Source organism: Streptomyces sp. 1222.5 (assembly GCF_900105245.1).
Lineage (GTDB): Bacteria > Actinomycetota > Actinomycetes > Streptomycetales > Streptomycetaceae > Streptomyces > Streptomyces albidocamelliae.
Window position 1 is genome coordinate 6599586 of sequence record NZ_FNSZ01000001.1, and the last position, 26074, is coordinate 6625659.

Here is a 26074-nt window from a genome sequence, read left to right on the forward strand (position 1 = left end):
CCCTATCCTGCCTCCTCGTCCCCGAACAGCGTGAGGGCGGTGTTCACCAGACCGACGTGACTGAAGGCCTGGGGGAAGTTGCCGAGCTGACGGCGGTGCACGGGGTCGTACTCCTCGGCGAGCAGACCCACGTCGTTGCACAGGCCCACCAGCCGCTCGAACAGCTCCCGGGCCTCCTCGGTCCTGCCGGTCATGTGCAGCGCGTCGGCCAGCCAGAACGAGCAGACGAGGAAGGCGCCCTCGCCGCTCGGCAGGCCGTCGACGACGGAGTCCTCGGTGGCGTAGCGGCGCAGGAAGCCGTGGTGGCCCAGGTCGTCCCGGATGGCGTCGACCGTGCCCACGACCCGCGGGTCGTCGGGCGGCAGGAATCCGACGCGCGGGAGAAGCAGCAGCGCGGCGTCGAGTTCGCGGGAGCCGTAGGTCTGGGTGAAGGTGTTGCGCTCGCGGTCGAAGCCCTTCTCGCAGACCTCCCGGTGCACCTCGTCGCGCAGTCGGCGCCAGCCCTCCAGATCGCCCTCCAGCTCGTCGTACCGCTCCAGGGTCCGCACGGCCCGGTCGGCGGCCACCCACACCATGATCTTGGAGTGCACGAACTGCTGCCTGCCGCCGCGTACCTCCCACAGGCCCTCGTCCGGCTGCCGCCAGGCGGACTCGAGAAACTGCATCAGGGAGCGCTGTATGGCCCACATGTGCGGCCGGGTCGGCAGCCCCGCGGCGCGGGCGAGGAACAGCGAGTCCATCACCTCGCCGTAGACGTCGAGCTGGAGCTGGTCGACGGCGCCGTTGCCGGTCCGTACCGGTGTGGACCCGGCGAAGCCGGGGAGCCACGGCAGTTCGGTCTCCGGCAGCCGGCGCTCGCCCGCGACGCCGTACATGATCTGGAGGTCGGCCGGATCGCCCGCGACCGCGCGCAGCAGCCAGTTGCGCCAGGCCTCGGCCTCCTGGCGGTAGCCCGCGGCGAGCAGCGCGCCCAGGGTGAGCGTGGAGTCGCGCAGCCAGCAGTACCGGTAGTCCCAGTTGCGCACGCCACCGGGTTTCTCGGGCAGGGAGGTGGTCGCCGCGGCGATGATCCCGCCGGTCGGGGCGTAGGTGAGGGCCTTCAGGGTGAGCAGGGAGCGGACGACGACGTCCCGGTGCGGGCCGTCGTAGTCGCACTGCCGGGCCCATCGCCGCCAGTCGGCGACGCTGCTCTCCAGGGCCTCGTACGGGTCGATGAGCGGGGGACGGGGCTCGTGCGAGGGGTGCCAGGTGAGCACGAACGCGACCCGTTCGCCCTCGGCGACGGTGAACTCGGAGTGGGTGCCGTAGTCCTCGCCCCAGGTGTGGACGTCCGGCTCGGCGCGCAGCCACACCGAGTCGGGGCCCGCGACGGCCACCCGGTGGCCGTCCGAGCGGCGCACCCACGGCGTGATGGAGCCGTGGTCGAAGCGCAGGCGCAGCGTGCTGCGGACGGTGACGCGGCCGCTGACCCCTTCCACGATGCGGACGACGTCGGGGGCGTGCTCGCGTTGCGGCATCAGGTCGGTGACGCGGACCGTGCCGTCCCCGGTCTCCCACTCGGTGTCGAGCACCAGGGTGTCGGAGCGGTAGGCGCGGCAGCTGCAGGTGTCCGCGCCCTCCGGTGCGATCCGCCAGTGGCCGTGGTCCTCGTCGCCCAGCAGTCTGGCGAAGCAGGAGCCGGAGTCGAAGCGGGGCAGGCAGAGCCAGTCGATCGAGCCGTCCTTGCCGACCAGGGCCGCCGTCTGCTTGTCACCGATGAGGGCGTAGTCCTCGATGCGCGGTGTCACGCGTTCCGGCTTCCCGGCCTGCCGGGGGCCAATCAGGTGGTGCGCCGGGGGAGTGATCCGGACCCGGGGAGCCTGTGCGCCGTCCGCGGGACCGGTCAGACCGTGGCCGGTTCGCTCTCCTCGGGCTGCTCCTCGGCGGCGGCCTCCTCGCGGTCGCGGATCTCGCGCCGGACCAGGAACCACCAGCCGACCGGTACGGCGGCGGCGAACAGCCACCACTGGATCATGTACGCGTAGTTCAGCGGGGCGTCCTCGCTGCCCGGGTCGGAGATCTGCTCCGGGGACCCGTCCTTGGCCGCGGGTGCCGTCTGCTCCACGTAGCCGCCGAGCACGTCGGCGCCGAGCCGCCGTGCTTCTTCCGCACTGTTGATCAGCATGATCTGCCGGTCGGGGAGACCCGTGACGTTCTTGATCCCGCTCGCCGCGGTCGTCTCGTCGGACTTCAGCCGCCCGGTGACGGTGGTCCGGCCGGCCGGCGGGGCGGGGATCTTCGGGAAGTCGGTCTGCGCGCCGTTCGCGGGGATCCAGCCGCGGTTGACGAGGAGCACCTTGCCGTCCGTGAGCACGAACGGGGTGAGCACGTGGAAGCCGACCTCGCCGTCGGCGTTGGTCCGGCGCCGGACCACGACCTCCCGGCCGGTGTCGAAGGTGCCGGTCGCGGTGACCGTTCGGTACTTCTCGGTGCGGGTGATCGAGTGCCCGGGGGAGGTCAGCCGCTCGACCGGAACCGGGTCGGCGTGCAGCGCGGTGGAGACCAGGTCGTTGCGGGCGGTGCGCTCCTGGTACCGGTGCTCCTGCCAGAAGCCCAGTCTGATCATCGTCGGGATCAGCGCGATCGCCACGAGAGTGAGGATCACCCACTGGAGGGAGAACAGGAAGCGGTAGCGGTGCACCCCACGACGGTACCTCCGGGCCGTGGGGTGCAATCGGGCGGGTACCGGGTCACACCCGGTCCACCACGCCCGCCTTTCCTTCCGCGCGGGCGCAATGGGCGCCGCAGTACCAGTGGCCCTCCACCTCGACGCCCTGCCCGATGATCTGCACCCGGCAGTGCTCGCAGAGGGGGGCCATGCGGTGGATCGCACAGGAGAAGCAGTCGAACACGTGCACAGCGCCCTGTGCGTGGACCTCGAAGGTCATTCCGTAGTCATTGCCGCAAACTTCGCATGTCGCCATGCGCCACAGGGTGAGCCGTCGCCGACCCGCGGGCGAGCGGCCACCGGGTGAGTCGTACGCCAATCACCCATTCGTGCGATCACCTGCCCGTCCGGTCGGCCGTGTCCGCGCCCGTGCGCGGTCAGCCGTCGGCCGGCTCCACGTCCCTGAGGAGCTGGCCGAAGGCCGCCTCGTCCACGATCGGCGTGCCGAACTGCCGCGCCTTGACCGTCTTCGACGTGCCCGAGTCCGGGTCGTTGGTCACCAGCAGACTCGTCAGGCGCGAGATGCTGGAGGCCACGTGCAGACCGCACTCGGTCGCCCGGTCCTCCAGCAGCTCCCGCTCCGTGGAGGTGTCGCCGGAGAACGCCACCCGCATGCCCTGTCTGAGGCGTTTGCCGTCCTCGTACCGGCCGGGGTTGGGGTAGGGGCAGGCGGGCCGCTTCCGCGAAGGCCGCCAACCGCCCGCCCGGTGGCCGCCGTAGCCGCCGGAGGCCTGGCGGGGCACGGGACGGTCCGACCACTCCGTCAGCGGCCGGCACTCCAGCAGCGGCAGCCGTACGTCGCCCGCCGCCGCGGCCAGCAGGCTGGGCCGGAACGCCTCCGCCAGCACGCGCGCGTCGTCCAGCGCGTGGTGCGCCCGCTGCTGCACGACCCCGAAGTGCGCCGCGAGCGACTCCAGTTTGAAGTTGGGCAGCGGCAGGCCCAGCTCCTTCGACAGCGCGATGGTGCACAGCCGCTGCCGCACCGGGGCCTCCCGGCGCGCACGCGCGTACTCCCGGGCGATCATCTGCCAGTCGAAGACGGCGTTGTGCGCCACGAGCACCCGGCCGTCCAGCCGGGCGGCGAACTCCTCGGCGACGTCCGTGAACAGGGGTGCCCCTTCGAGCACGTCGCTCGTCAGGCCGTGTATCCACACGGGTCCCGGATCGCGCTCCGGGTTGACCAGCGTGTACCAGTGGTCCTCGACCTCGCCGCGCGCGTCCAGCCGGTAGACGGCCGCCGAGATGATCCGGTCGTCCCGGGCCAGGCCGGTGGTCTCCACGTCAACGACCGCGTATCCCTGGGGATACGCGGCCGGCCACTGGGTGGGGGAGGACACTGCGGTCGCACGGTCTTCGAGCATGGTCATTGAGGATACGGGCCACGACCGACAGCGCCGTCCCTCAGGTGCCGCCCGGCGCTCCGGGATCCGCCCGCGCGGTCGGCCGCCGTACGCGCGTGCGTGCCCGCGGTCGCCCTCGCGCCGTCACACCGCGCCGGTTCCGTCCCGCGTCAGCAGGGCCCGTACCAGCGCCTCCACGGCCGTCGCGAAAAGCCGCTCCGTGTCCACCGGGCCCGCCAGCGCGCGGGCCAGCGCCGGATCGTCACCGGCGGCCCCCGCACCCCACAGCTCCTCCTCGCCGGGGTGCTGCGCCGGGGCCCGCTCGCGGTTGCGCTCGACCAGCACGTGCCCCACGACCTGGAACTGCACGGCCCGGACGAACTCGGCGGCCCGTGCCCCGCGCAGCCCGGCCGCGTGCGCCTCGCGTACCAGTGCCTGCTGTGCGGGCAGGAACATCCGCTCGGTCAGGCCCCGTTCGTGCACCAGGGCGACCAGGTGCGGGTGCTCGCGCAGCCGGCGGCGCAGGGTGTGCGCGACCGACACGACGCGCTCGCCGGGGCCGGCGCCGGACGGGCGGATCTCCCCGAGGCCGGCCATGGTCCGCTCCACGAGCGCGTCCAGCAGGGCCTCCCGCCCGCCGACGTGCCAGTAGATGGACGTCACCGCGGTGCCCAGCTCGGCGGCGAGCCCGCGCATGGTGAGGGCCTCCGGGCCGTGCCTCCGCACCAGCCCGGCGGCGGCGTCCAGCACCGTGTCCCGGGTCAGCGCGCCCCTCGTCCCGCTCGCCATGCGCCCCGACTCCCCTCCGCGGTACCGACTTCGCCCCGCACGTCTTTACCCCGCACGGAGTCTGCTGTAACTGTGTTACAGGTGACGCTCCGTCAGGAGAAGGGCGGTACGGCGTATGGCACGCGTACGGTACGGCGCACGGACCGAGGAGGAGATCGCCGCCGCGCGCACCGCGAGCGGCCGGCTCCCCGAGATCTGGTCCACGGGCGTGGTGGCCGTCTGGGAGACCGACCCGGAAGCCGTGGCCGCGGTGCTGCCGCCACCCCTGAAACCCACCGGCAGCCCCCTCGTCAGGGCGACCATCAGCACCGTCCACCTGCCCGGACAGCCGCTCCCGCTCGGCGCGGGCTCCCTCGCGGTTGCCGCCGCCCACGGCCCGGTCGAGGGCTGGTACCCGCTGGTCATGCCGATGACCCAGGAGCGGGCCCTCACCGGCGGGCGCGAGGTCTTCGGGGAACCCAAGAAGCTCGGCGAGGTGACCCTGGAGCGCGACGGAAGCGCCGTCACCGCGGCGCTGGCCCGGCACGGCGTCGCCTTCGTGGCGGTACGCGGCACGGTCACCGGTGAGCTGCCCCTGCCGGAGCCCGCGCGCAGGACCGACTTCTACTTCAAGTTCCTCCCCGCGGTGGACGGTTCCGGCTTCGACACCGACCCCGCCCTGGTGCACTGCCTGCGCCGGGAGAGGACGCGCCGGCTGGAGCGGGTCGACGGGGAGGTCGTCCTGCGGGAGTCGCCGTACGACCCCGTGGCCGATCTGCCGGTGCTGCGCCTGCGGGAGATCACCCTCGGCGAGAAGACCACCGGGCAGAGCGGACGGGTCGTCGAACGGGTCGACCCCGACGCCCTGCTGCCCTACGTCCACCAGCGGTACGACGACCCGCTGCAGATCCTCGACGCGCCGGCCGGCGGGAGTCGCTGATGGACCTCGAAGCGGGACAGGTCGCCGTCGTCACCGGTGCGGCGAGCGGGATCGGACTCGCCCTGGCCCGGCGGTTCGCGGCCGAGGGCCTGAAAGTGGTCCTCGCCGACGTCGAGCCGGCCGCCCTCGACAAGGCCGCGGCCGAACTCCGCGACCGGGGCGCCGACGTGCACGCGCGCGTGGTCGACGTCGGGGTGCGCGAACAGGTCGTGGAACTGGCCGAGTCGGCGTACGAGGCGTACGGCGCCGTGCACGTGCTGTGCAACAACGCCGGTGTCGGCTCCGGCGCCGAGGGCCGGATGTGGGAGCACGAGCCGAACGACTGGCGCTGGGCCTTCGCCGTCAACGTGTGGGGCGTCTTCCACGGCGTCCAGGCGTTCGTGCCCCGGATGATCGCGTCCGGGGCGCCCGGTCACGTGGTCAACACGTCCTCCGGCGACGGCGGGATCGCCCCGCTCCCGACCGCCTCCGTCTACGCCGTCACCAAGGCCGCCGTCGTCACCCTCACCGAGTCCCTGTACGCCCACCTCCGCGCCGAGCACGCGCGCGTGAGCGCGTCGGTGCTCTTCCCGGGGCCGCACATGCTGCGTACGGGCCTGTGGGAGTCGCACCGCAACCGGCCCGGGCGGTACGCCAAGGAGCGCCCGCGCAGGACGCCGTACCGCAGCCTCGGCCAGTGGGAGGCGGCCATGCGCGCGGCGGGCCGGGACGTCCGCTTCACCCCCGTCGAGGACGTCGCCGGACTCGTCGTCGCCGGCATCCGGGAGGACCGCTTCTGGATGCTGCCGCCGAGCGAGCACAGCGACGCGCAGATCCGCGCGCGGGCCCGCTCGATGCTGGACCGCGCCAACCCGTCGTACCTCGAGAACTTCATTCTGGATTGACCGGGAGGCCGCAGTGACCGACGCCGATTCCGGCCAGGACCCCTACCTGATCATCTCCTCCGACTGCCACGCCGGACTGCCCACCGAGGAGTACCGGCCCTACCTGGAGTCCCGCTTCCACCGGGACTTCGACGAGTTCCTTGCCGGACGCGACCGCCGCCGGGAGGAGATGACCCGGCTCGGCGTCCGCAACGAGGAGTTCGCCGACCGCTGGTTCCACGACAACGAGGAGGGCCTGCGCGGCGGCTGGGACTCCGTCCAGCGCCTGAAGGAGCTGGACGGTGACGGGGTGGCCGCCGAGGTCGTCTTCCCGGACGCGGACGCCGTCGACAGCCGGACCGCCGCACCCTTCGGCGTGGGCCTCGGCCTCTCCGGCGACCAGGACCCCGAACTCGGCATGGCCGGCGCCCGGGCGCACAACCGCTGGCTCGCCGACTTCGTCTCCGCGCACCCCGAACGGCACTGCGGGGTCGCCCTGCTGCCGGTCACCGCCCCCGTGGACCGGGTCGTCGCCGAGATCCACCGCGCCAGGGAGTCCGGTCTCGGCGCCCTGATGATCCCGTCCATGTGGGAGGGCAGGGAGCCGTACCACGACCGCCGCTACGATCCGGTGTGGGCGGCCGCCGCCGAGTGCCGGATGCCCGTGCTCACCCACTCCGGAGCCGCTCCCCGCCACGAGTACGGCGACCATCTCGGCATCTACGTCTCCGAGGTCACCTGGTGGCCCGCCCGCCCGCTGTGGTTCCTGCTCTGGTCCGGTGTCCTCGAACGCCACCCGGGGCTGCGCTTCGGCGTCGCCGAGTCCGGCTGCTGGTGGCTGCCGAACCTGCTGTGGTTCATGGACCGCCTCTACCTCGGCGCCCACGGCGGCAAGAAACTCTCCCCGTTCGAGGAACTGAGGCGCCCGCCGCACGAGTACCTGGACCGGCAGGTGTTCGTCTGCGCCACCAACACCAAACGGCGCGAACTGGCCCAGCGGTACGAGATCGGCGTCGACAACATCCTCTGGGGCAGCGACTTCCCGCACCCCGAGGGCACCTGGCCCGACACCCGCGCATGGCTGCGCCGCACCTTCCACGACATCCCGGTCGCCGAGACCCGCCGCATGCTGGGCCTCGCCGCGGCCGACGTCTTCGGCTTCGACACCGACCGGCTGACGCCCCTGGCCCGCCGCATCGGGCCGACCCCCGCCGACCTCGGCCAGCCGGCCGACCAGACGGCCGTGGAGGCGTCCTGGGCCCGCTCGCGCGAGACCGGCCGGCACTGGCTGACCGGCGAGGACTTCCCGGCACTGGGGGTGACCCGATGACCGACGACCGCTGCACCGTGATCTCCGCCGACTGCCACGCCGGCGCGGACCTGCTGGACTACAGGCCCTATCTGGAGAAGCGGTACCACGACGACTTCGACGTCTGGGCCGCCACCTACGTCAACCCCCACGAGGACCTGCTCGCCGACTCCGCCGACCGCAACTGGAACTCCGAGCGGCGCCTCGCGGAACTGGAGGCGGACGGGATCGTCGCGGAGGTGATCTTCCCGAACACCATCCCGCCGTTCTTCCCGTCCGGCTCGCTCATGGCCCCGCCCCCCGGCGCCGAGGACTTCGAGCGGCGCTGGGCGGGCCTGCGCGCCCACAACCGCTGGCTCGCCGACTTCTGCGCGGCCGCGCCGGGCCGCCGCGCGGGCGTCTTCCAGATCCTCCTGGGCGACGTCGGGCAGGCCGTCGAGGAGGTGCGGTGGGCCGCCGCCGCCGGCCTCAAGGGCGGTCTGATGCTGCCCGGCACCCCGCCCGGCTCGGGCCTGCCGGAGCTGTACTCGCGCACGTACGACCCCCTGTGGGCCGCCTGCGCGGAACTCGGCGTCCCGGTCAACCACCACGCCGGCTCGGCCTCGCCGCCGCTCGGCGAGGAACCGGCCGCCCGCGCGGTCTTCATGGTGGAGACGACCTGGTTCTCCCACCGCGCCCTGTGGCACCTCGTCTTCGGCGGCGCCTTCCGCCGTCACCCGGCGCTGAGGCTGGTCCTGACCGAGCAGGGCTCGGGCTGGATCCCCGGCGTGCTCGGCATGCTGGACTACTACCACGGGCGGCTGGTCGCGGCCGCGTCCGGGGCCGGCACCGCGGAGTCGAAGTTCGGCGCCGGACTGGCCGCGGGCATGGGCGCGCCGCCCTCCGAGGTGTGGCAGGACAACTGCTTCGTCGGCGCCAGCTTCATGCGCCCCCACGAGGTGACGCTGCGCGAGCGCATCGGCGTCGACAAGATCATGTGGGGCAGCGACTACCCGCACGACGAGGGCACCTTCCCCTACACCAGGGAAGCGCTGCGCTTCGCCTGCGCGGGCGTCCCGCGCGCGGAGCTCGCGGCCATGCTCGGCGGCAACGCGGCCCGCGTCTACGGCTTCGACCTCGCCCTCCTGGACGCCGTCGCCGCGAAGGTGGGCCCCACGGTGACGGAACTCGCCGAGCCCCTCCGGACCCCACCGCCCGACGCGACGAGCCCGGTGTTCGCCCGGGGGGCGTCCCTGCGGGTGTGGTGAGACCGGGGCACCGCGCACCACGGCACCCGGCACCGCACCGGAGGCCGGGGAGCGTCGGTGCGGTGCCGGTTTCCTCCGGGGTGCGATCCTCCCTGCTGTGACGGAACCCACGCACGACGAGACCCACGGCGGCGCGCTCGGCTCCCGGCTGAACTGGCTGCGGGCCGCCGTGCTGGGCGCGAACGACGGCATCGTCTCCACCGCGGGACTGGTCGTCGGCGTGGCCGGCGCGACCGAGAGCCGGGCCGCCCTGCTCACCGCCGGTCTGGCCGGCCTGCTCGCCGGGTCGATGTCCATGGCGGCCGGCGAGTACGTCTCCGTCTCCACCCAGCGCGACTCCGAACTGGCCGCGCTGGCCGTGGAGAGACGGGAACTGCGCGAGCAGCCGGAGGCCGAACTGCGGGAGCTGACCGACCTGCTGGCGGCGCGCGGCCTGTCCCGCGAGGTCGCCCGCGAGGCCGCCGTACAGCTCACCGAACGGGACGCGCTGCGGGCCCACGCGCGCGTGGAGCTGGGCATCGACCCGGACGAGCTGACCAACCCCTGGCACGCGGCCTGGGCGAGCTTCCTGTCGTTCACCGTCGGCGCGCTGCTGCCCCTGCTGGCCATCGTCCTGCCCCCGGCCGGCTGGCGGCTCGCCGTCACGGTCCTCTCCGTCCTGGCCGCGCTCGTCCTCACCGGCTGGAGCAGCGCCAGCCTCGGCGCCGCGGACCCGAGGCGGGCGATCGTGCGCAACGCGGTGGGCGGGGCACTGGCGATGGCGGTCACCTACGCGGCGGGAAGCCTGCTGGGCGCGGCGGGCGTCTGAGCCGGCAGGGCACGGCGGCCGGAGCACGGTCCCTCGGCGCCCGGCCCGCGGGCACCCTCGCCGCGCGGGCCGCGACGGCCGCGGCGTACCGTGAAGTGCGCGCTCGACCACCCCCTGAGCGCGCCGTACGTCTCCGCACACCCTGCACGAGAAGGACCCCCGCCATGCGCGCCACCACCATCCACGCCCCGTTCGACATGCGCGTGGAGGACGTTCCCGAACCCATGGTGCAGCTGCCCACCGACGCCGTGGTCCGGGTGCTGCGCGCCTGCATCTGCGGCAGCGACCTGTGGGCGTACCGCGGTGAGGCCGCCCGGCAGCCGGGGCAGCGCATCGGGCACGAGTTCCTCGGCATCGTCGAGGAGACCGGCTCCGAGGTGGCCACCGTCCGCCGCGGCGACCTGGTGGTCGCGCCCTTCATGTGGTCCGACGGCGTCTGCGACTACTGCCGCGAGGGACTGACGACGTCGTGCGAGCACGGTGGCTTCTGGGGCTCAGTGGGCTACGACGGCGGCCAGGGCGAGGCCGTGCGCGTGCCGTTCGCCGACGGCACCCTCGTCCAGCTGCCCAAGGAGGCGGCCTCCGACGACCGTCTGCTGTCCGCCCTGCTGACCCTCTCCGACGTCCTCGGCACCGGCCACCACGCCGCCCTCGGCGCGGGCGCCCGCCCCGGAGCCACGGTCGCCGTCGTCGGTGACGGCGCCGTCGGCCTGTGCGCGGTGCTGGCCGCCAAGCGACTGGGTGCCGAGCGGATCATCGCGCTGGGCCGGCACGAGGTCCGCACCGACATCGCGCGCCGTTTCGGCGCCACCGACGTGGTCGCCGAGCGCGGCGAGGCGGCCGTCGCGGCCGTCCGCGAGCTCACCCGCGGTCAGGGCGCCCACGCCGTCGTCGAGGCGGTCGGCACCGAGCAGTCCATGCGGACGGCCGTCGACATCACCCGTGACGGCGGCGCCATCGGCTTCGTCGGTGTGCCCCACGGCAGCGGCACCGGCCTGGACCTCGGCGTCATGTTCGACCGGAACATCGCCCTGCGCGGCGGTGTCGCCCCGGTCCGCGCCTACATCCCGGACCTCATGCCCGACGTCCTCGACGGCGCCGTCGACCCCTCGCCCGTGTTCGACATGACCGTCGGCATCGAGGGCGTGCCGGACGGCTACAAGGCGATGGACGAGCGCACCGCGCTGAAGGTGCTCGTCACCAACGACCGGTGAACCGCTAGGACCAGCGGATCGGCAGCGGCAGCGCGGTGAGCAGCCCCGAGACCGCGACCAGCGCGCCCAGGGCGGCCACCTCGGCCCGCGCGGGCGTGCACGCGGTCAGCGGGTCGGCCGCCCGGCCGAGCCGGATCCGCGCCCACAGGGCGAGCACGGCGACGACGGCGACCAGGACCACCTTGGCCAGCAGGGTGCGTCCGTACGCCGTCGTCGTCAGCTGTCCCAGAACGGTGTCCGGCGGCATCCGGCGCAGCGCACTGCACACGCCGGTCGCCGTGACGAGCGCGAGCAGCACGGCCGCCACGCGCGCGTAGCGGCCGAGCAGCGCCGCCCCGGCCGCGTGGCCGCGCCACAGCCGCAGGGTCCGCAGGGCGTACGGCAGACCGCCGGCCCACAGGGCCGCGCACGTCAGGTGCACCAGCGTCAGACCCGAGCCCGCCAGGGCACCGGACTCGCCGGCCGGGTGCGCGCGCAGCGCCTCGGCGACCACCACCGCGGCCAGTGGCCACACGTGGGCGGCCCGGCGCCGCGCGAGCACCACCGCCAGCAGGAAGGCGTTCACCTCCAGCAGGGCCAGCCTGCCGTCCCGGGAGTCGTAGAGGCCGCCGACGTCGATCTGGCCCGGGCTGTGCGGGACCAGGTTGCCGGTGGACACCACCGACGCCAGCGCCAGCGCGGCGAGCAGACCGGCCGTGTTCGCGAACCGGGCCCAGCTGCGCGGCACTTCGGTCAGGGCGCCGGGCAGCCGCCTGGCGAGCCGGTGCACGAACAGCTCGCCCAGGGAGACCGACAGGGCCGCGAACAGCACCGCGCGCAGCAGGGCGATGCCGCCCACCCCGGGGGCGGCGGCCTCCCCGGTGCCGTGCAGCGCCGCCGACGGCCCCAGCAGGGGGACCAGGGCGCCCAGGGTCACCAGGACCAGGACGGCCGCTGCCCGGCGGGTGCCCTGCCGCCGGGAGGTGCCGTCCGCGCCGGTCGCCCCGCCGGTCGGTCGTATCAAGGTCACCCCATGATCTTCACCAGTCGCCGCAGAGCCGGGCAAGTCCGGGAAAACAACTGACGGTACGGCATTCCACCGATCCGTACGTTTCCGGCCGCCGGTGCGCTCACCGCCAGGCGGCCGCGTCCGAACCCCAGGGCACGGCGGGCCGGGCCCAGTCGGCCGGACCGCCCGCGAAGGACACCGGCGGCCGGGCGTACCGCAGCCGGCCGAGGGGGCTGTCCGTCTCGGCCAGCCAGGCGTCCGGGCCCGCGTACGGAGGGCCGGTGGCCGGCTCCGGCCGGATCACGTCCGTCAGCCAGTGCGCGGTCCGCGCGAGCGCCAGCCGTACGCACCGGCCGTACCCGTCGTACGACTGCTCGGTCAGCGCCCGCAGGACGGCCGCCGCCAGCAGATAACCGGTGCCGTGGTCCAGCGCCTGCGCGGGCAGCGCGCCCGGCTTCCCGGCCGAGCCCTCGGTGACCGCGATGCCCGTCGCGACCTGGACCAGGCTGTCGAAACCGCGCCGGGCACCCCAGGGCCCGTACGCGCCCCACGCGGAGATCTGTGCCACGACCAGCCCCGGCCGCCGCGCTGCCAGTGCCCGCGGGGAGAGGCCGAACCGGTCGAGGGCGGCCGGCCGGTAGCCGGTGACCACGACGTCCGCCGAGGCGAGCAGTTCCTCGAACCGGTCCCGGCCGGCGGCGAGATCGAGGGTCGCCGAACGCTTGCCGAAGCCCGTGTCCGCGTGCTGGTCCGGTAGTTCGGGCAGCCAGGGGGCGTCCAGGCGCAGCACGTCCGCACCGAGCAGGGCGAGGGTGCGGGTGGCCACCGGTCCGGCGAGGACCCGGGTCAGGTCCAGCACGCGCAGTCCCGCGGCGGGCAGCAGCACGGCGGCGGCCGGATCGAGCGGAGGGAGCGCGCGTGCGCGGGAGGTGTCCAGCCGTTCGCGCTCGACCAGCGGCCGGACGGAGACCTCGGCGGACTGTTCGTGCGCCTGCCACTGGCCCGGGGTGCGCAGGGCCACGGCCAGGCCGCCCGCGCCGTGCACGGTCGCCTCCGCCTCCAGGGAGGGGAGTTCCGCGAACCGCGCGGCCACCTCGTCGGCCGGGGAGTCCTCGGTGAGGTCCAGCGCGGCGAGCAACCGGGCCCGGTGGTGCGGGTAGTTGCCGTGGGTGCGCACCCAGCCGTCCGCCGTCCGCCAGAACCGGGACAGCGGGGCGAAGGCGACCGGGGCGCGCCCGTCGACCTGGAGCAGACGATCGCTGTGGAAGGCGGCCGCGACCGCGCCGTCGTCGACCCGGACGGCGGGCGGGTCACCGAGTCCGGCCCGGCGGGCCGCCAGCTCCGCGGCGGCCAGCGCGCACGCGCCGACGCACGCCCGGGCGAGCTCCCGGGCGGGAAGGCGCGCCGGGAGCGCGCCTTCCCGCGTGACGGTGGTGAGCCGTGCCGGGTGGGCGGGATCGCCGCCCAGGGCGGACCACGCGTACTCGATAGCAGTCATGACTGCACTATGCAGTATTGACTCAATCAATATGTCTGTCGCGCGGTCCGCCTGCGGACCCGGGTGCCGGGATCTACCTGGTGACGGCGGCCAGTGCGTCCGCCGTGCCCCAGCCGTAGAAGCCGTTGTGGTTCCTCGACCCCTCGCACACCGCGTCGACCTTGCCGTCACCGTTGATGTCGTACGGGTCGGTGCACGGCGTCGGGTTGGCCTCCGCGTACAGCAGCGCCTTCACCAGGGACGCGGGGGCGTGCGGATGGGTCGACTTGATCAACGCGGCGACACCCACGACATGCGGCGTCGCCATCGACGTGCCGGCCATGTAGCCCCACTTGCCGCCGGGCAGCGGGCCCAGGATGAGACCGCTGGTCGCCGGGGGCTCCGGCTTCTGGTACGCCGTGGAGTCGCCGCCCGGCGCGGCGATGTCGATCACGCCGAGGCCGTAGTTGGAGAAGGACGACTTCAGGCCCTTGGCGCCGGTCGAGGCGACCGTCACGACACCCGGCAGCTGGGTCGGTATGTCGTAGCACTTGTGCGGGTCGATCACCCGGTCCGACGGGGTGCCGTCGTTCGGGGAGACCGGGTCGGTGATCGAGTCGGACGCGAGGTCGTAGCTCTCGTTGCCCGCCGCGGCGACGTTGACCGTGCCCCTCTTCTCCGCGTACCGCGAGGCCCGGGTGACGGCGTCCACCAGCGCCCGCTGGTCCGGGTCGTTCTTGCAGTTGAAGTACCACGGGTCGGTGTAGTAGCTGTTGTTGGTCACGTCGACGTGGTGCTCGGCGGCCCACATGAAGCCGCAGACCACGGCCTCGGTGTAGAAGTACCCGTCCGGGTTGGCGACCTTGATGCCCGCCACCTTGACGCCCGGCGCGACACCGGTGACGCCCACGCCGTTCTTCGCGGCCGCGATCTCGCCCGCCACGTGCGTGCCGTGCGGGCTCTCCGCCGCGCTCGGCCGCCACGACCCGTCCGTCGTGTCCGCCTTGCCCGACACGCAGTTGGCCGACGCCGCGCGGTCGAAATTGGGCGCGATGTCCGGGTGGGTGTCGTCGACGCCCGTGTCGATGACGGCGACCGTGACGTCCGGGCTGCCCAGCGTCTTCTCGTGCGCCTTGTCCGCCTTGATGGCCGGCAGATCCCACTGCAACGGCTCCAGCGGGTCCTGGCCGTCGGCCGCCTGCGCGTCGGCGACCTCCTCGGCGGTCAGCACCTTCGGTGTGCCCATGTCGGTGGTGGACTGTGCGGGCAGCGGCGCGTTGCGCGTGGCTCCCGCCGAGTCGACCCCGTGCACCTTGCGGATCTCCTTGGCGAAGTCCGGGTTGGCGGAGTGGACGACGATCACGCCGATCCGGTCGTAGGAGACCACCACCGAGCCGCCGGCCCGGGCGATCGCCTTCTGGACGTGGGCCGATACCCCGTGTCCCGGGCCGACGTTGACGACGTAGCTGAGCGCGGGCCCGTCGGCCGTGGCCGCCGGAGCGTTGTCCGCGGCGGAGGCGGTGACGTTGGGCAGGAACGCGAGTGCCGTCGCCAGGGCCATCCCCGCGGGGATCGCGAGGGCGCGGCGGTAGCGCTGCTTGGGCGCTGTCATTCAGTTCTCTCCAGTTCGTTCGCGGTACGAGCGTGCCGTGCGGGACGTCCTCGCCGTGCGACGTCCACCCGCCGGCTACTTGACTGCACGCAGGGCGTCGACGATGCCGAACCCGTAGAAACCGTTGACCCGCTTGTTGCCGACACAGGTCGCGTCCACGACCCCGTCGCCGTCCCCGTCGTAGGGGCCGGCCGGGCAGCCCGGGTTGTCCGCCTGGGCCTTCAGCAGCGCCTGCAGCTGGGCGGGAGTGGCGTGCCGGTGCGCCGACTTCAGCAGCGCGGCCACCGCGGCCACGTGCGGGGACGCCATCGAGGTCCCCTGCAGGAATCCGTACTGGTTGTCGGGCAGCGTGGACAGGATGCGGCCGTTCTTCGACGGGGTGTCCGGGATCTGGTACTTGTCGCCGCCCGGGCCCGCCACGTCGACGACGCCCCGCCCGTAGCTGGAGTAGTAGGACTTGGCGCCCCGCACGCCCACCGCGCTGACGGTCACCACACCGGGCAGCTGGGTCGGCACGTCGAAGCACTCGTGCGGATCGACCGTGCGGGGGGTCGCCGTCGAGTCGTCCGGGCTGGAGTCGTCCACCAGCGCGTGCGAGTCCAGGTCGTCGTTGGAGTTGCCCGCCGAGGCCACGTTGAGCGTGCCCTTGCGCTGGGCGTACAGCTGCGCCCTGTTGACCGCGTCCACGATGGCACGCTGATCGGGGTCGTCCATGCAGTTGTACAGCCACGGGTCGACGTAGTAGCTGTTGTTGGTGATCTCGATGCCGTGGTCGGCGGCGAACACGAAGGCGCAGACCACGCTCTCCGGGTAGAACAGCGACGACGGGTCCGGCTGCGCCACGGTGATGCTCGCGACCTTCACCCCGGGCGCCACACCGGCCACGCCGACGCCGTTGCGGGCCGCCGCTATCTCACCGGCCACATGGGTGCCGTGGTAGTGGCCGGCGTCCACCGGCCGCCACGCGCCGTACGTCGTGTCCGGCTTGCCGCTCACACAGTTCGCCGACTGGGAGGCGGAGAAGTTCGGGGCGATGTCCGGGTGGGTGTCGTCGACGCCCGTGTCGATCACGCCGACGGTCACGCTCCTGCTGCCAGGGTCGATCCGCGCGGCCTTGTCGGCGCCGATCGCCCGCAGGTCCCACTGGTCCGCCTCCAGCGGCTCCTCGCCCGCCGCGGCGCCCTTCGCGAGCCGCGCGGCCTCCGCCTTGGAGAGGACCTGGACCGCGCCCTCGTCCGTCGTGCCCGCCGCGCTCAGCGGCACCGTACGCGTGGCGCCCGCCGACTGCACGCCGCGCACCGCGCGCATGCGCGCACCGAAGTCCGGGTCCGCCGAATGGGCGACGATCACGCCGATCCTGTCGTAACTGACCACGACGCTGCCGCCGTTGAGGGCGATCGCGCGCTGTACCGATTCGATCGTGCGGTGATCCGTCCGGGTGTTGACCACGTACGCGAGGTTCGTGCCGTCCGCCGCCCGCGCCGCCGCCGGCGCGGCGGGTGCCGCCGAGGCCGCCGCCGGCAGGAAGCCGAGCGAGGCGGTCAGCGACAGCACGACCGGCACGGCGAGCGCGAGCCGGCGTCTGGAACGCAGATGAGCCATGGGGTCTCCACATCATCCGAAAACGAAACCTGCCCGAGACACAGGTGGTGCTCGGGCAGGTGCATGACGGGTGGTGCAGGCCGAAGCTATCTTCCGCGCCCGGTCTCCGAAAGAGTCCGACCGGCTTGAACCGCTCCGCGCGTGGCGCCGTGACCGTGGACAGGGGGCCCAGCAGGATCGTGGCCCCCGCCGGAATCACACGGCGGAGTCGGAAACTGACTTTCGGTAACGTGATCCCGATCCCGTGAGGTCCGACATCGCGCATGTCCGTCACCCGAGGAGACTCCGTGGCCACCGAGACACCGCCCCCCGCGCGGGGGACCACACTTCCCTCCACCGAGGAGTTCACCGAGGTGCAGCAGAGCGCGGAGTTCGGTGAACTGCGCCGCGCCTACCGCTCCTTCGCCTTCCCGCTGACCGTCGCCTTCATCGCCTGGTACCTGCTGTACGTGCTGCTGTCCAACTACGCGGGCGGCTTCATGGGCACCAAGGTGGCCGGCAACATCAACGTGGCCCTCGTGCTGGGCCTCGCCCAGTTCCTGACCACCTTCCTCATCGCCTGGTGGTACGCGCGGCACGCCGCCGCCGAGCTCGACCCCAAGGCCGAGGCCATCAAGACCCGGATGGAGGGCGGCGCATGAGCCCCGTACAGCACACCCTGCTGGCCGCCGGAGAGGCGAGCGAGCACCGCACGCTGATCATCACGCTGTTCGCGGTGTTCGTCGCCGCGACCCTCGTCATCACCGTCTGGGCGGGCCGCCAGACCAAGGACGCCGCCGACTTCTACGCCGGCGGACGCCAGTTCACCGGCTTCCAGAACGGCCTCGCCGTCTCCGGCGACTACATGTCCGCCGCGTCCTTCCTCGGCATCGCCGGCGCCATCGCCCTCTTCGGCTACGACGGCTTCCTGTACTCCATCGGCTTCCTGGTCGCCTGGCTGGTCGCCCTGCTCCTCGTCGCGGAGCCGCTGCGCAACTCCGGCCGCTACACGATGGGCGACGTGCTGGCCTACCGGATGCGCCAGCGGCCGGTCCGCACCGCCGCGGGCGCCTCCACCATCGTCGTCTCGATCTTCTACCTGCTGGCCCAGATGGCGGGCGCCGGCGTCCTCGTCTCGCTCCTGCTGGGCATCACCAGCGACGGCGGCAAGATCGGCATCGTCGCCCTCGTCGGCGTCCTGATGATCGTGTACGTCACCATCGGCGGCATGAAGGGCACCACCTGGGTGCAGATGGTCAAGGCCGTGCTGCTGATCATCGGCGCCCTGCTGCTGACCTTCCTGGTCCTGCTGAAGTTCGACTTCAACATCTCCGACCTGCTCGGCAAGGCCGCCGACAACAGCGCCAAGGGCTCGGCGTTCCTGGAGCCCGGTCTGAAGTACGGCGCCTCCGGCACCACCAAGCTGGACTTCCTCTCGCTCGGCATCGCCCTGGTCCTCGGCACCGCGGGCCTGCCGCACATCCTGATCCGCTTCTACACGGTCCCCACCGCCAAGGCCGCCCGCAAGTCCGTGATCTGGGCGATCGGCCTGATCGGCGCCTTCTACCTGATGACCCTCGCCCTCGGCTTCGGCGCTGCCGCGCTGATCAAACCGGACGAGATCATCGCCTCCAACAAGGCGGGCAACACCGCCGCCCCCCTGCTCGCGCTGCACCTCGGGGGAGTGGACTCCAACTGGGGCGCCGTGCTGCTGGCCACCATCTCCGCGGTCGCCTTCGCCACGATCCTCGCGGTCGTCGCCGGCCTCACCCTGGCCTCCTCGTCCTCCTTCGCGCACGACATCTACGCGAACGTCATCAAGAAGGGGCAGGCGACCGAGAAGCAGGAGCTGGGCGCGGCCCGCTGGGCCACGGTCGGCATCGGAGCCGTCTCGATCGTGCTCGGTGCGCTCGCCCGCGACCTGAACGTGGCCGGACTCGTCGCCCTCGCGTTCGCGGTCGCCGCCTCCGCCAATCTGCCGACCATCCTGTACAGCCTGTTCTGGAAGCGGTTCACCACCTCGGGCGCCCTGTGGTCGATCTACGGCGGCCTGGTCACCGCCGTCGGCCTGGTGCTGTTCTCCCCGGTGGTCTCCGGCAAGCCGACCTCGATGTTCCCCGACGCCGACTTCCACTGGTTCCCGCTGGAGAACCCCGGGATCATCTCCATCCCGGTCGGATTCCTGCTGGGCGTCGTGGGCACTTGGCTGTCGAAGGAGGTCCCGGACGCCGGCAAGTACGCCGAACTGGAGGTGCGGTCCCTGACCGGTACCGGAGCGCACTGAGCTTCGTACGGACGGCCGCGTCGTCCCGGACTGTACGGTCCTACGACGCGGCCGGGTCGTACCTCGTAAGATCGGGTCGCTGCCCGGTGTCGGCGATGTCACGTAGGCTCGCTAGTGACGGGTGACTCACCTCGCCCGTGCGGAACCAAGTGTGACCGGGAGAGAGGGAGGGGGCCCACGTGCTCATCGACACCTACGGCCGAGTGGCCACCGACCTGAGGGTCTCGCTGACCGACCGGTGCAATCTGCGGTGCGCCTACTGCATGCCCGAGGAGGGGCTGCAGTGGCTGGCCAAGCCCAACCTGCTCACCGACGACGAGATCGTCCGCCTCATCGACATCGCGGTCCGCACGCTGGGCATCGAGGAAGTCCGCTTCACCGGCGGCGAACCCCTGCTCCGCCCCGGCCTGGTCGGCATCGTCGAGCGCGTCGCCGCGCTCGACCCGCGCCCCCGGATGTCCCTCACCACCAACGGCATCGGCCTCCGGCGCACCGCGTCCGCCCTGAAGGCGGCGGGCCTGGACCGGGTCAACGTCTCCCTGGACACCCTCCGCCCGGACGTCTTCAAGACGCTCACCCGCCGTGACCGCCACAAGGACGTCCTCGAAGGCCTGGAAGCCGCCCGCGAGGCCGGCCTCACCCCGGTCAAGGTCAACTCGGTGCTGATGCCGGGACTCAACGCCGACGAAGCCCCCGACCTGCTGGCCTGGGCCGTCGAGCACGACTACGAACTGCGGTTCATCGAGCAGATGCCACTGGACGCCCAGCACGGCTGGAAGCGCGACGGCATGGTCACCGCCGGGGACATCCTCGACTCCCTGCGCACCCGTTTCGACCTCACCCCCGAGGGTGCCGACGAGCGCGGCTCGGCACCGGCGGAGCGCTGGCTGGTCGACGGCGGCCCGCACCGGGTCGGGGTGATCGCGTCGGTCACCCGCCCGTTCTGCGCGGCCTGCGACCGTACCCGGCTGACGGCCGACGGTCAGATACGGACCTGCCTCTTCGCCACCGAGGAGACCGACCTCCGCGCCGCCCTGCGCTCCGGCGCCCCGGACGAGGAGATCGCCCGCCTCTGGCGTCAGGCGATGTGGGGCAAGAAGGCGGGCGCGGGGCTGGACGACCCGTCGTTCGTCCAGCCCGACCGGCCGATGTCCGCCATCGGCGGCTGACGGACCCCGTCAGGGACGCGGGTCCTCCCAGTCGCCGAGCAGGACGACGTCCTTCAAGAACCCGCGCACCCCGAGGAACTGCGACAGATGCTCGCGGTGTTCCTCGCAGGCGAGCCACGTCTTGCGCCGCTCCGGCGTGTGGATCTTCGGGTTGTTCCACGCCAGCACCCACACGGCGTCGACGCGACATCCCTTGGCCGAACAGACAGGCGTCTCACTCACAGGTCCGTCACTGGTTCCGTCTCGCAAAGCCCCCCGGAAACAAGGCGACGCCGAGCAGCCACGGGGGGAGCTGCCCGGCGTCGGTCCGTCGCTCCGACGGGGGATGCGGAGCGCGTACGCAGTATGTCATGGGTCACCCGCCGCACGGCACCGGAACAGCATGATTGATCTGAGCTTTTCTTGAGCTTCCCGGGTGGCCGCGTTCCGCTTCCACCGCGTCGGCCGTGGTCACACCGGGTCGGCCCGCTCACCCCGCGCTCCGGCCGCCGGGTCCGGGGGCGCGCCCTCCGCCGCGGGCTCCGTCCGCTCGTCCTCGCCACGCGGCGCATTGATCATGGGGCGCGTGGGTGTCGTCACGAACGTGGAGGGCAGCGTCGGCGGCCGCTCCCGGCCGGCGTTCGCGATCACTACCGCGACATAGGGGAGGACGCCACCGAGCACCAGCGCCACGACGGCGACGTACCGCTCGACGTTCCACAGCGTCGCCGCGAGGATCACGGAGACCGTACGGATCGACATCGAGATCACATACCGCCGCTGCCGGCCCCGCACGTCCTCGGCGAGCCCGGTCCGGGCCCCGGTGATCCGGAATACCTGGGCGCTTCCGCCGTGCTGTTTCCGCATCACATTCCACCATCCGCGTGCATCGGACTCACCCCGGCCCGCACCGTCGTCACACCCGGCGCGGAACCGGCCCGGGCATCTCTTACGGTACGCCGCGCCCGCGCCGCCCACGAGACCGGGTCACCGCCCTGCCAGCGGGAACGCCATGGGCCCGGCCCCGTAGGGGGGAAGCCGACATGCGCCGAACGGTGTACACAACCACACTGGCGGTAGTGCTCACGTCGAGCCGTACGAGGAGGAGCCATGGGCTGGTTGTGGGCGATCATCGTGGGATTCGTGCTGGGCCTGATCGCCAAGGCGGTCATCCCGGGCAAGCAGCACAGCCCTCTGTGGCTGACGACCATCTGCGGCATCCTGGGCGCCATCGCGGGCAACGCCGTCGCCAGTGCCCTCGGCGTCGCGGAGACCCGGGGCATCGACTGGAGCCGGCACTTCTTCCAGCTCGTGGCCGCGATCATCATCGTCGCGCTCGTCGACGCCCTCTACATGGCGACCCTGGGGAAGAGGAAACAGCAGCGGGCCTGATCCGGCCGCACCGCTCTTGAGCGAGCCGGACCGTTCCCGAGCGAGGGGCGCGCCTCCGTACGGGGCGCGCCCCTCGTCGTGCTAGGCGGGGACGACCTCGACCGCGGCGAGGTTCTTCTTCCCGCGGCGCAGTACCAGCCACCGTCCGTGCAGCAGGTCCTCCTTCGCCGGGACGGCGTCCTCGGAGGCGACCTTCACGTTGTTCACGTACGCGCCGCCCTCCTTCACCGTCCGCCGCGCGGCGGACTTGCTGGCGACGAGCCCGACCTCGGCGAGCAGGTCGACGACCGGACCCAGCTCGGCGACCCGCACGTGCGGCACCTCGGAGAGCGCCGCGGCCAGCGTCGGGCCGTCCAGCTCCGCCAGCTCGCCCTGCCCGAACAGCGCCTTGGACGCCGCGACGACCGCCGCGGTCTGGCCGGCGCCGTGCACCAGCGTCGTCAGCTCCTCGGCGAGCGCGCGCTGCGCGGCCCGGGCCTGCGGACGCTCCTCGGTCTGCCTCTCCAGCTCCTCCAGCTCCTCGCGGGACTTGAAGGACAGGATGCGCAGGTACTTGGAGATGTCCCGGTCGTCCACGTTCAGCCAGAACTGGTAGAACGCGTACGGCGTCGTCATCTCCGGGTCGAGCCAGACGGCGCCGCCCTCGGTCTTGCCGAACTTGGTGCCGTCCGCCTTCGTCATCAGCGGGGTGGCCAGGGCGTGGACCTCGGCACCCGGCTCCAGCCGGTGGATCAGGTCCAGCCCGGCCGTGAGGTTCCCCCACTGGTCGCTGCCGCCCTGCTGGAGCGTGCAGCCGTGGCGGCGGTAGAGCTGGAGGAAGTCCATGCCCTGGAGGATCTGGTAGCTGAACTCCGTGTAGCTGATGCCCTGGTCGGACTCCAGGCGGCGGGCCACGGAGTCTTTCGTCAGCATCTTGTTGACACGGAAGTGCTTGCCGACGTCCCGCAGGAACTCGATCGCGGAGAGGTTCGCGGTCCAGTCGAGGTTGTTGACCATGACGGCCGCGTTCTCACCCTCGAAGGACAGGAACGGCTCGATCTGCGAACGCAGCTTGCCGACCCAGCCGGCCACCGTCTCCGGGTCGTTCAGCGTGCGCTCCGCGGTCGGGCGGGGGTCGCCGATCAGACCCGTCGCGCCGCCCACCAGCGCCAGCGGCCGGTGCCCGGCCTGCTGGAGCCGGCGCACGGTGAGCACCTGCACGAGGTGCCCCACGTGCAGGGACGGCGCCGTCGGGTCGAAGCCGCAATAGAACGTGACAGGACCGTCCGCGAGAGCCTTGCGCAAGGCGTCCTCGTCGGTGGACAGGGCGAACAGCCCACGCCACTTCAGCTCGTCGACGATGTCCGTCACGGTTCTCGTGTCTCCTCGGTGATCTTCGGGGCGGTCGGGTGACAGCCGACTACGAGGTTATACGCCCTGACTGACAGAGCTCATATTGAAATCGGGGATCCGCAGCGCGGGCATCGCGGCCCGCGTGAACCAGTCGCTCCACTCCCGCGGCAGCGTCTTCTCCGTGCGTCCGGCCTCCGCGGCCCGGCCCAGCAGGCCCACCGGGGACTCGTTGAACCGGAAGTTGTTCACCTGCCCGGTCACCTCGCCGTTCTCCACGAGGTAGACGCCGTCCCGGGTCAGACCGGTGAGCAGCAGCGTCGCCGGGTCGACCTCGCGGATGTACCACAGGCAGGTCAGCAGCAGCCCGCGCTCGGTGTCCGCGACCATCTGGTCCAGCGAGCGGTCGCTCCCGCCGTCCAGGATCAGGTTCCCGAGCGCCGGGGCGACCGGCAGCCCCGTCAGGCCCGCGCTGTGCCGGGTGGTGGTCAGGTGCTTCAGCACCCCCTCGTCGACCCACTCGGTCGCGTGCGTGGGCAGTCCGTTGTCGAACACCGACTGGTCGCCGCCGGAGGAGTGGGCGACGACGAAGGGCGGGCACTCCAGGCCCGGCTCGTTCGGGTCGCTGCGCAGGGTCAGCGGCAGCTCGCTCAGCTTCTCGCCGACGCGGGTGCCGCCGCCCGGCTTGGAGAACACCGTCCGCCCCTCGGCCGCGTCCCGGCCCGACGCCGACCACAGCTGGTAGATCAGCAGGTCCGCGACCGCGGTCGGGGGCAGCAGCGTCTCGTAGCGGCCGGCGGGCAGCTCCACGCGCCGCTCCGCCCAGCCGAGCCGTACGGCGAGCTCGGCGTCGAGCGCCCCGGGGTCGACGTCCTTGAAGTCCCGCGTGGACCGGCCGGCCCAGGCCGAACGGGTGCGGTCGGGCGACTTGGCGTTCAGCTCCAGCGTGCCGGTGGGCTGGTCGTGCCGCAGGCGCAGCCCGGTGGAGGTGCCGACATACGTGGAGACCAGCTCGTGGTTGGCGAAGCCGTACAGCTCCCGGCCGCCCGCACGCGCGCGTGCGAACGCCTCGCCGAGCGCCGGGGCGAAGTCGGCGAACACCGCGGAGGAGGTCTCGGCGGGCGCGTCCGTGAAGTCCGGCGACCGGGGCACGCCGCCGACCAGCGGCTGCGCGTCCTCCGCCGGTGCGGCCCCGCGCGCGGCGGCCTCGGCGGCCCGTACCAGGGGCTCCAGCTCGTCCGCGGTGACCGCCGACCGGGACACCACCCCGGAGGCGGTGCCCTCCTTGCCGTCCACGGTCGCGATCACGGTGAGCGTACGGCCGCGCGTCACGCCGTTCGTGGTGAGCGCGTTGCCGGCCCAGCGCAGGTTGGCGGTGGAGTGCTCGTCCGCGATGACGACGCAGCCGTCGGCACGTGACAGCGCCAGGGCCTGCTCGACGATCTCGTGCGGCTTGTGGGTGCGGGCGCTCATCGACCGGCCTCCTGCGTGGTGTTGAGAATGTTGACGCCCCGGAAGAGCGCGGACGGGCACCCGTGGGACACGGCGGCCACCTGGCCCGGCTGGGCCTTGCCGCAGTTGAAGGCGCCGCCGAGGACATAGGTCTGCGGTCCGCCGACCGCCGCCATGGACCCCCAGAAGTCGGTGGTCGTCGCCTGATAGGCCACGTCCTTCAGCTGTCCGGTGATCCGCCCGTTCTCGATCCGGAAGAAGCGCTGCCCGGTGAACTGGAAGTTGTACCGCTGCATGTCGATGGACCAGGACCGGTCGCCGACGACGTAGATGCCCCGGTCGACGCCCCCGATCAGGCCCTCGGTGGACAGCCCCGCGGGATCCGGCTGCAGGGAGACGTTCGCCATGCGCTGCACCGGCACATGGCCGGGGGAGTCGGCGAACGCGCAGCCGTTGGACCGCTCGAACCCGGTCAGCCGCGCGATCCGCCGGTCCAGCTGGTAGCCCACCAGCGTGCCGTCCTTCACCAGGTCCCAGGACTGCGCCTCGACGCCCTCGTCGTCGAAGCCGACGGTCGCGAGGCCGTGCTCGGCGGTGCGGTCACCCGTGACGTTCATCAGCTCGGAGCCGTACTTCAGCTTGCCGAGCCGGTCGAAGGTGGCGAAGGAGGTGCCGGCGTAGGCGGCCTCGTAGCCGAGGGCGCGGTCCAGCTCCGTGGCGTGCCCGATGGACTCGTGGATGGTCAGCCACAGGTTGGACGGGTCGACGACGAGGTCGTACAGGCCGGGGTCAACGCTGGGCGCACGCATCTTCTCGGCGAGCAGCTCGGGGATCCGCTCCAGCTCGGCGTCCCAGTCCCAGCCCGTGCCGGTCAGGTACTCCCAGCCGCGTCCGGCCGGCGGCGCGATGGTCCGCATCGAGTCGAACTCGCCGCTGGACTCGTCCACCGACACCGCGGTCAGCTCCGGGTGCAGCCGCACCCGCTGCTGGGTGGTGACGGTCCCGGCGGTGTCGGCGTAGAACTTGTTCTCGTGCACGGTGAGCAGCGAGGCGTCGACGTGGTCGACGCCGTTCGCCGCCAGCAGCCGGGCGCTCCACTCCGCCAGCAGCGCGGCCTTCTCCTCGGCGGGCACGGAGAACGGGTCGATCTCGTACGACGAGATCCACGTCCGCTCCGCGTGCACGGGCTCGTCGGCGAGCTCCACCAGCTCCTTCGACCCGGCCGCCTTGATCACCTGCGCGGAGAGCTTGGCCATGGCCACCGCCTGCGAGGCGACCCTCGCGGCGGCGTCCATGGTCAGGTCGACCCCGGACGCGAAGCCCCATGTACCGCCGTGCACGACCCGCACCGCGTACCCGAGGTCGGTGGTGTCCGACGATCCGGCGGGCTTGGCGTCCCGCAGCCGCCAGGAGGCGCTGCGCACCCGCTCGAACCGGAAGTCCGCGTGCTCGGCCCCCAGCGCACGCGCGCGGGCGAGCGCGGCGTCGGCGAGGGCCCGTAGGGGAAGCGCCGTGAAGGCTTCGTCGATGGAATGGGGCACGGAGATCTCCCTGCTGTCGTGGCCTGTCGGCTCCGATCATGTCGCGCGACCCGCCCGGCGGACCACATGTTTCC

24 protein-coding genes are annotated in these 26074 nt (G+C 72.6%); 10 read left to right on the top strand and 14 right to left on the bottom strand.

The annotated features are described in order from the left end of the window. Positions 1-2: 2 nt before the first annotated feature. From BLW57_RS29830 to BLW57_RS29850, 5 genes are all read right to left on the bottom strand, one after another. Positions 3-1787 (bottom strand): glycoside hydrolase family 15 protein, encoded by a 1785-nt coding sequence (locus tag BLW57_RS29830; protein ID WP_093478750.1) that lies wholly within the window; start codon positions 1785-1787, stop codon positions 3-5. A 95-nt stretch (positions 1788-1882) separates the two neighbouring features. After that, the gene (locus BLW57_RS29835) at positions 1883-2680 is read right to left on the bottom strand and encodes an SURF1 family cytochrome oxidase biogenesis protein (RefSeq protein ID WP_093478752.1); all 798 of its coding nucleotides are present in this window, start codon (positions 2678-2680) and stop codon (positions 1883-1885) included. Positions 2681-2729: 49 nt separating this feature from the next. Beyond that, positions 2730-2963: a hypothetical protein gene (locus BLW57_RS29840; protein ID WP_093478753.1), complete on the bottom strand. Its 234-nt coding sequence runs from the start codon at positions 2961-2963 to the stop codon at positions 2730-2732. Between the two features lie 121 nt (positions 2964-3084). Continuing rightward, positions 3085-4068 (bottom strand): DEDDh family exonuclease, encoded by a 984-nt coding sequence (locus BLW57_RS29845; protein ID WP_093480954.1) that lies wholly within the window; start codon positions 4066-4068, stop codon positions 3085-3087. A 123-nt stretch (positions 4069-4191) separates the two neighbouring features. Further along, complete coding sequence (locus BLW57_RS29850; protein ID WP_093478755.1) at positions 4192-4836, bottom strand: TetR/AcrR family transcriptional regulator; 645 nt, start codon at positions 4834-4836, stop codon at positions 4192-4194. A gap of 115 nt (positions 4837-4951) precedes the next feature. On the opposite strand from BLW57_RS29850, the gene BLW57_RS29855 reads away from it, so the two are divergent. The 6 genes from BLW57_RS29855 to BLW57_RS29880 all read left to right on the top strand — a co-directional run bounded on the left by BLW57_RS29855 (position 4952) and on the right by BLW57_RS29880 (position 11196). Continuing rightward, the gene (locus BLW57_RS29855; RefSeq protein WP_093478756.1) at positions 4952-5755 is read left to right on the top strand and encodes an acetoacetate decarboxylase family protein; all 804 of its coding nucleotides are present in this window, start codon (positions 4952-4954) and stop codon (positions 5753-5755) included. Beyond that, positions 5755-6639, top strand: a complete 885-nt coding sequence (locus tag BLW57_RS29860; RefSeq protein ID WP_093478758.1) for an SDR family NAD(P)-dependent oxidoreductase — start codon at positions 5755-5757, stop codon at positions 6637-6639. The genes BLW57_RS29855 and BLW57_RS29860 overlap by 1 nt, the downstream gene beginning before the upstream one ends. A gap of 13 nt (positions 6640-6652) precedes the next feature. Further along, a complete protein-coding gene (locus tag BLW57_RS29865; protein ID WP_093478759.1) occupies positions 6653-7948 on the top strand; it encodes an amidohydrolase family protein in 1296 nt (431 codons plus the stop codon). Next, complete coding sequence (locus tag BLW57_RS29870; RefSeq protein WP_093478761.1) at positions 7945-9174, top strand: amidohydrolase family protein; 1230 nt, start codon at positions 7945-7947, stop codon at positions 9172-9174. Before BLW57_RS29865 ends, BLW57_RS29870 begins: the two co-directional genes overlap by 4 nt. A 97-nt stretch (positions 9175-9271) precedes the next feature. Next, positions 9272-9982 (top strand): VIT1/CCC1 transporter family protein, encoded by a 711-nt coding sequence (locus BLW57_RS29875; protein WP_093478762.1) that lies wholly within the window; start codon positions 9272-9274, stop codon positions 9980-9982. A gap of 164 nt (positions 9983-10146) precedes the next feature. Beyond that, on the top strand, positions 10147-11196 hold the full coding sequence (locus BLW57_RS29880; protein WP_093478764.1) for a zinc-dependent alcohol dehydrogenase family protein: 1050 nt from the start codon (positions 10147-10149) through the stop codon (positions 11194-11196). Between the two features lie 4 nt (positions 11197-11200). On the opposite strand, the gene BLW57_RS29885 is transcribed toward BLW57_RS29880, so the two are convergent. The 4 genes from BLW57_RS29885 to BLW57_RS29900 form a co-directional block, all read right to left on the bottom strand. Then, positions 11201-12205 (bottom strand): CopD family protein, encoded by a 1005-nt coding sequence (locus BLW57_RS29885; RefSeq protein ID WP_093478765.1) that lies wholly within the window; start codon positions 12203-12205, stop codon positions 11201-11203. A 100-nt stretch (positions 12206-12305) separates the two neighbouring features. Then, the gene (locus BLW57_RS29890; RefSeq protein ID WP_093478767.1) at positions 12306-13682 is read right to left on the bottom strand and encodes a CoA transferase; all 1377 of its coding nucleotides are present in this window, start codon (positions 13680-13682) and stop codon (positions 12306-12308) included. Positions 13683-13755: 73 nt separating this feature from the next. Continuing rightward, positions 13756-15273 carry a S8 family peptidase gene (locus BLW57_RS29895; RefSeq protein WP_093478768.1) on the bottom strand — a complete coding sequence of 506 codons (1518 nt, stop codon included), beginning with the start codon at positions 15271-15273 and terminating at the stop codon, positions 13756-13758. 75 nt (positions 15274-15348) lie between these two features. Continuing rightward, positions 15349-16875 carry a S8 family peptidase gene (locus BLW57_RS29900; RefSeq protein ID WP_093478770.1) on the bottom strand — a complete coding sequence of 509 codons (1527 nt, stop codon included), beginning with the start codon at positions 16873-16875 and terminating at the stop codon, positions 15349-15351. A 287-nt stretch (positions 16876-17162) separates the two neighbouring features. Between BLW57_RS29900 and BLW57_RS29905 the strand changes: the two genes are divergently transcribed. The 3 genes from BLW57_RS29905 to moaA all read left to right on the top strand — a co-directional run bounded on the left by BLW57_RS29905 (position 17163) and on the right by moaA (position 20307). Next, positions 17163-17516, top strand: a complete 354-nt coding sequence (locus tag BLW57_RS29905; protein ID WP_093478771.1) for a DUF485 domain-containing protein — start codon at positions 17163-17165, stop codon at positions 17514-17516. Beyond that, positions 17513-19138: a solute symporter family protein gene (locus BLW57_RS29910; protein ID WP_093478773.1), complete on the top strand. Its 1626-nt coding sequence runs from the start codon at positions 17513-17515 to the stop codon at positions 19136-19138. Before BLW57_RS29905 ends, BLW57_RS29910 begins: the two co-directional genes overlap by 4 nt. Before the next feature lie 179 nt (positions 19139-19317). After that, complete coding sequence (moaA, locus tag BLW57_RS29915; RefSeq protein WP_093478774.1) at positions 19318-20307, top strand: GTP 3',8-cyclase MoaA; 990 nt, start codon at positions 19318-19320, stop codon at positions 20305-20307. Between the two features lie 9 nt (positions 20308-20316). On the opposite strand, the gene BLW57_RS29920 is transcribed toward moaA, so the two are convergent. Both BLW57_RS29920 and BLW57_RS29925 read right to left on the bottom strand, forming a co-directional pair. Next, on the bottom strand, positions 20317-20529 hold the full coding sequence (locus BLW57_RS29920) for a hypothetical protein (protein WP_176985775.1): 213 nt from the start codon (positions 20527-20529) through the stop codon (positions 20317-20319). A 228-nt stretch (positions 20530-20757) separates the two neighbouring features. After that, the gene (locus BLW57_RS29925) at positions 20758-21153 is read right to left on the bottom strand and encodes a DUF3099 domain-containing protein (RefSeq protein WP_093478777.1); all 396 of its coding nucleotides are present in this window, start codon (positions 21151-21153) and stop codon (positions 20758-20760) included. Between the two features lie 243 nt (positions 21154-21396). Between BLW57_RS29925 and BLW57_RS29930 the strand changes: the two genes are divergently transcribed. Further along, positions 21397-21678 (top strand): GlsB/YeaQ/YmgE family stress response membrane protein, encoded by a 282-nt coding sequence (locus BLW57_RS29930; protein ID WP_093478779.1) that lies wholly within the window; start codon positions 21397-21399, stop codon positions 21676-21678. An 81-nt stretch (positions 21679-21759) separates the two neighbouring features. On the opposite strand, the gene tyrS is transcribed toward BLW57_RS29930, so the two are convergent. Genes tyrS through BLW57_RS29945 form a run of 3 tightly spaced genes read right to left on the bottom strand, consistent with a single transcriptional unit; the run spans position 21760 to position 26000 of the window. After that, the gene (tyrS, locus tag BLW57_RS29935) at positions 21760-23028 is read right to left on the bottom strand and encodes a tyrosine--tRNA ligase (protein WP_093478780.1); all 1269 of its coding nucleotides are present in this window, start codon (positions 23026-23028) and stop codon (positions 21760-21762) included. A gap of 57 nt (positions 23029-23085) precedes the next feature. Beyond that, positions 23086-24480: a metallopeptidase TldD-related protein gene (locus tag BLW57_RS29940; RefSeq protein WP_093478782.1), complete on the bottom strand. Its 1395-nt coding sequence runs from the start codon at positions 24478-24480 to the stop codon at positions 23086-23088. Beyond that, positions 24477-26000, bottom strand: coding sequence for a TldD/PmbA family protein (locus BLW57_RS29945; protein ID WP_093478783.1), 1524 nt, complete (start codon positions 25998-26000; stop codon positions 24477-24479). Before BLW57_RS29945 ends, BLW57_RS29940 begins: the two co-directional genes overlap by 4 nt. Positions 26001-26074 lie beyond the last annotated feature (74 nt).

Bases quoted from the DNA above. Each gene is read 5' to 3' on its own strand.
- BLW57_RS29840 (WP_093478753.1), bottom strand. From the start codon at position 2,963: ATGGCGACATGCGAAGTTTGCGGCAATGACTACGGAATGACCTTCGAG.
- BLW57_RS29845 (WP_093480954.1), bottom strand. From the start codon at position 4,068: ATGCTCGAAGACCGTGCGACCGCAGTGTCCTCCCCCACCCAGTGGCCG.
- BLW57_RS29850 (WP_093478755.1), bottom strand. From the start codon at position 4,836: ATGGCGAGCGGGACGAGGGGCGCGCTGACCCGGGACACGGTGCTGGAC.
- BLW57_RS29855 (WP_093478756.1), top strand. From the start codon at position 4,952: ATGGCACGCGTACGGTACGGCGCACGGACCGAGGAGGAGATCGCCGCC.
- BLW57_RS29860 (WP_093478758.1), top strand. From the start codon at position 5,755: ATGGACCTCGAAGCGGGACAGGTCGCCGTCGTCACCGGTGCGGCGAGC.
- BLW57_RS29870 (WP_093478761.1), top strand. From the start codon at position 7,945: ATGACCGACGACCGCTGCACCGTGATCTCCGCCGACTGCCACGCCGGC.
- BLW57_RS29880 (WP_093478764.1), top strand. From the start codon at position 10,147: ATGCGCGCCACCACCATCCACGCCCCGTTCGACATGCGCGTGGAGGAC.
- BLW57_RS29890 (WP_093478767.1), bottom strand. From the start codon at position 13,682: ATGACTGCTATCGAGTACGCGTGGTCCGCCCTGGGCGGCGATCCCGCC.
- BLW57_RS29895 (WP_093478768.1), bottom strand. From the start codon at position 15,273: ATGACAGCGCCCAAGCAGCGCTACCGCCGCGCCCTCGCGATCCCCGCG.
- BLW57_RS29900 (WP_093478770.1), bottom strand. From the start codon at position 16,875: ATGGCTCATCTGCGTTCCAGACGCCGGCTCGCGCTCGCCGTGCCGGTC.
- BLW57_RS29910 (WP_093478773.1), top strand. From the start codon at position 17,513: ATGAGCCCCGTACAGCACACCCTGCTGGCCGCCGGAGAGGCGAGCGAG.
- BLW57_RS29925 (WP_093478777.1), bottom strand. From the start codon at position 21,153: ATGCGGAAACAGCACGGCGGAAGCGCCCAGGTATTCCGGATCACCGGG.
- BLW57_RS29930 (WP_093478779.1), top strand. From the start codon at position 21,397: ATGGGCTGGTTGTGGGCGATCATCGTGGGATTCGTGCTGGGCCTGATC.
- BLW57_RS29940 (WP_093478782.1), bottom strand. From the start codon at position 24,480: ATGAGCGCCCGCACCCACAAGCCGCACGAGATCGTCGAGCAGGCCCTG.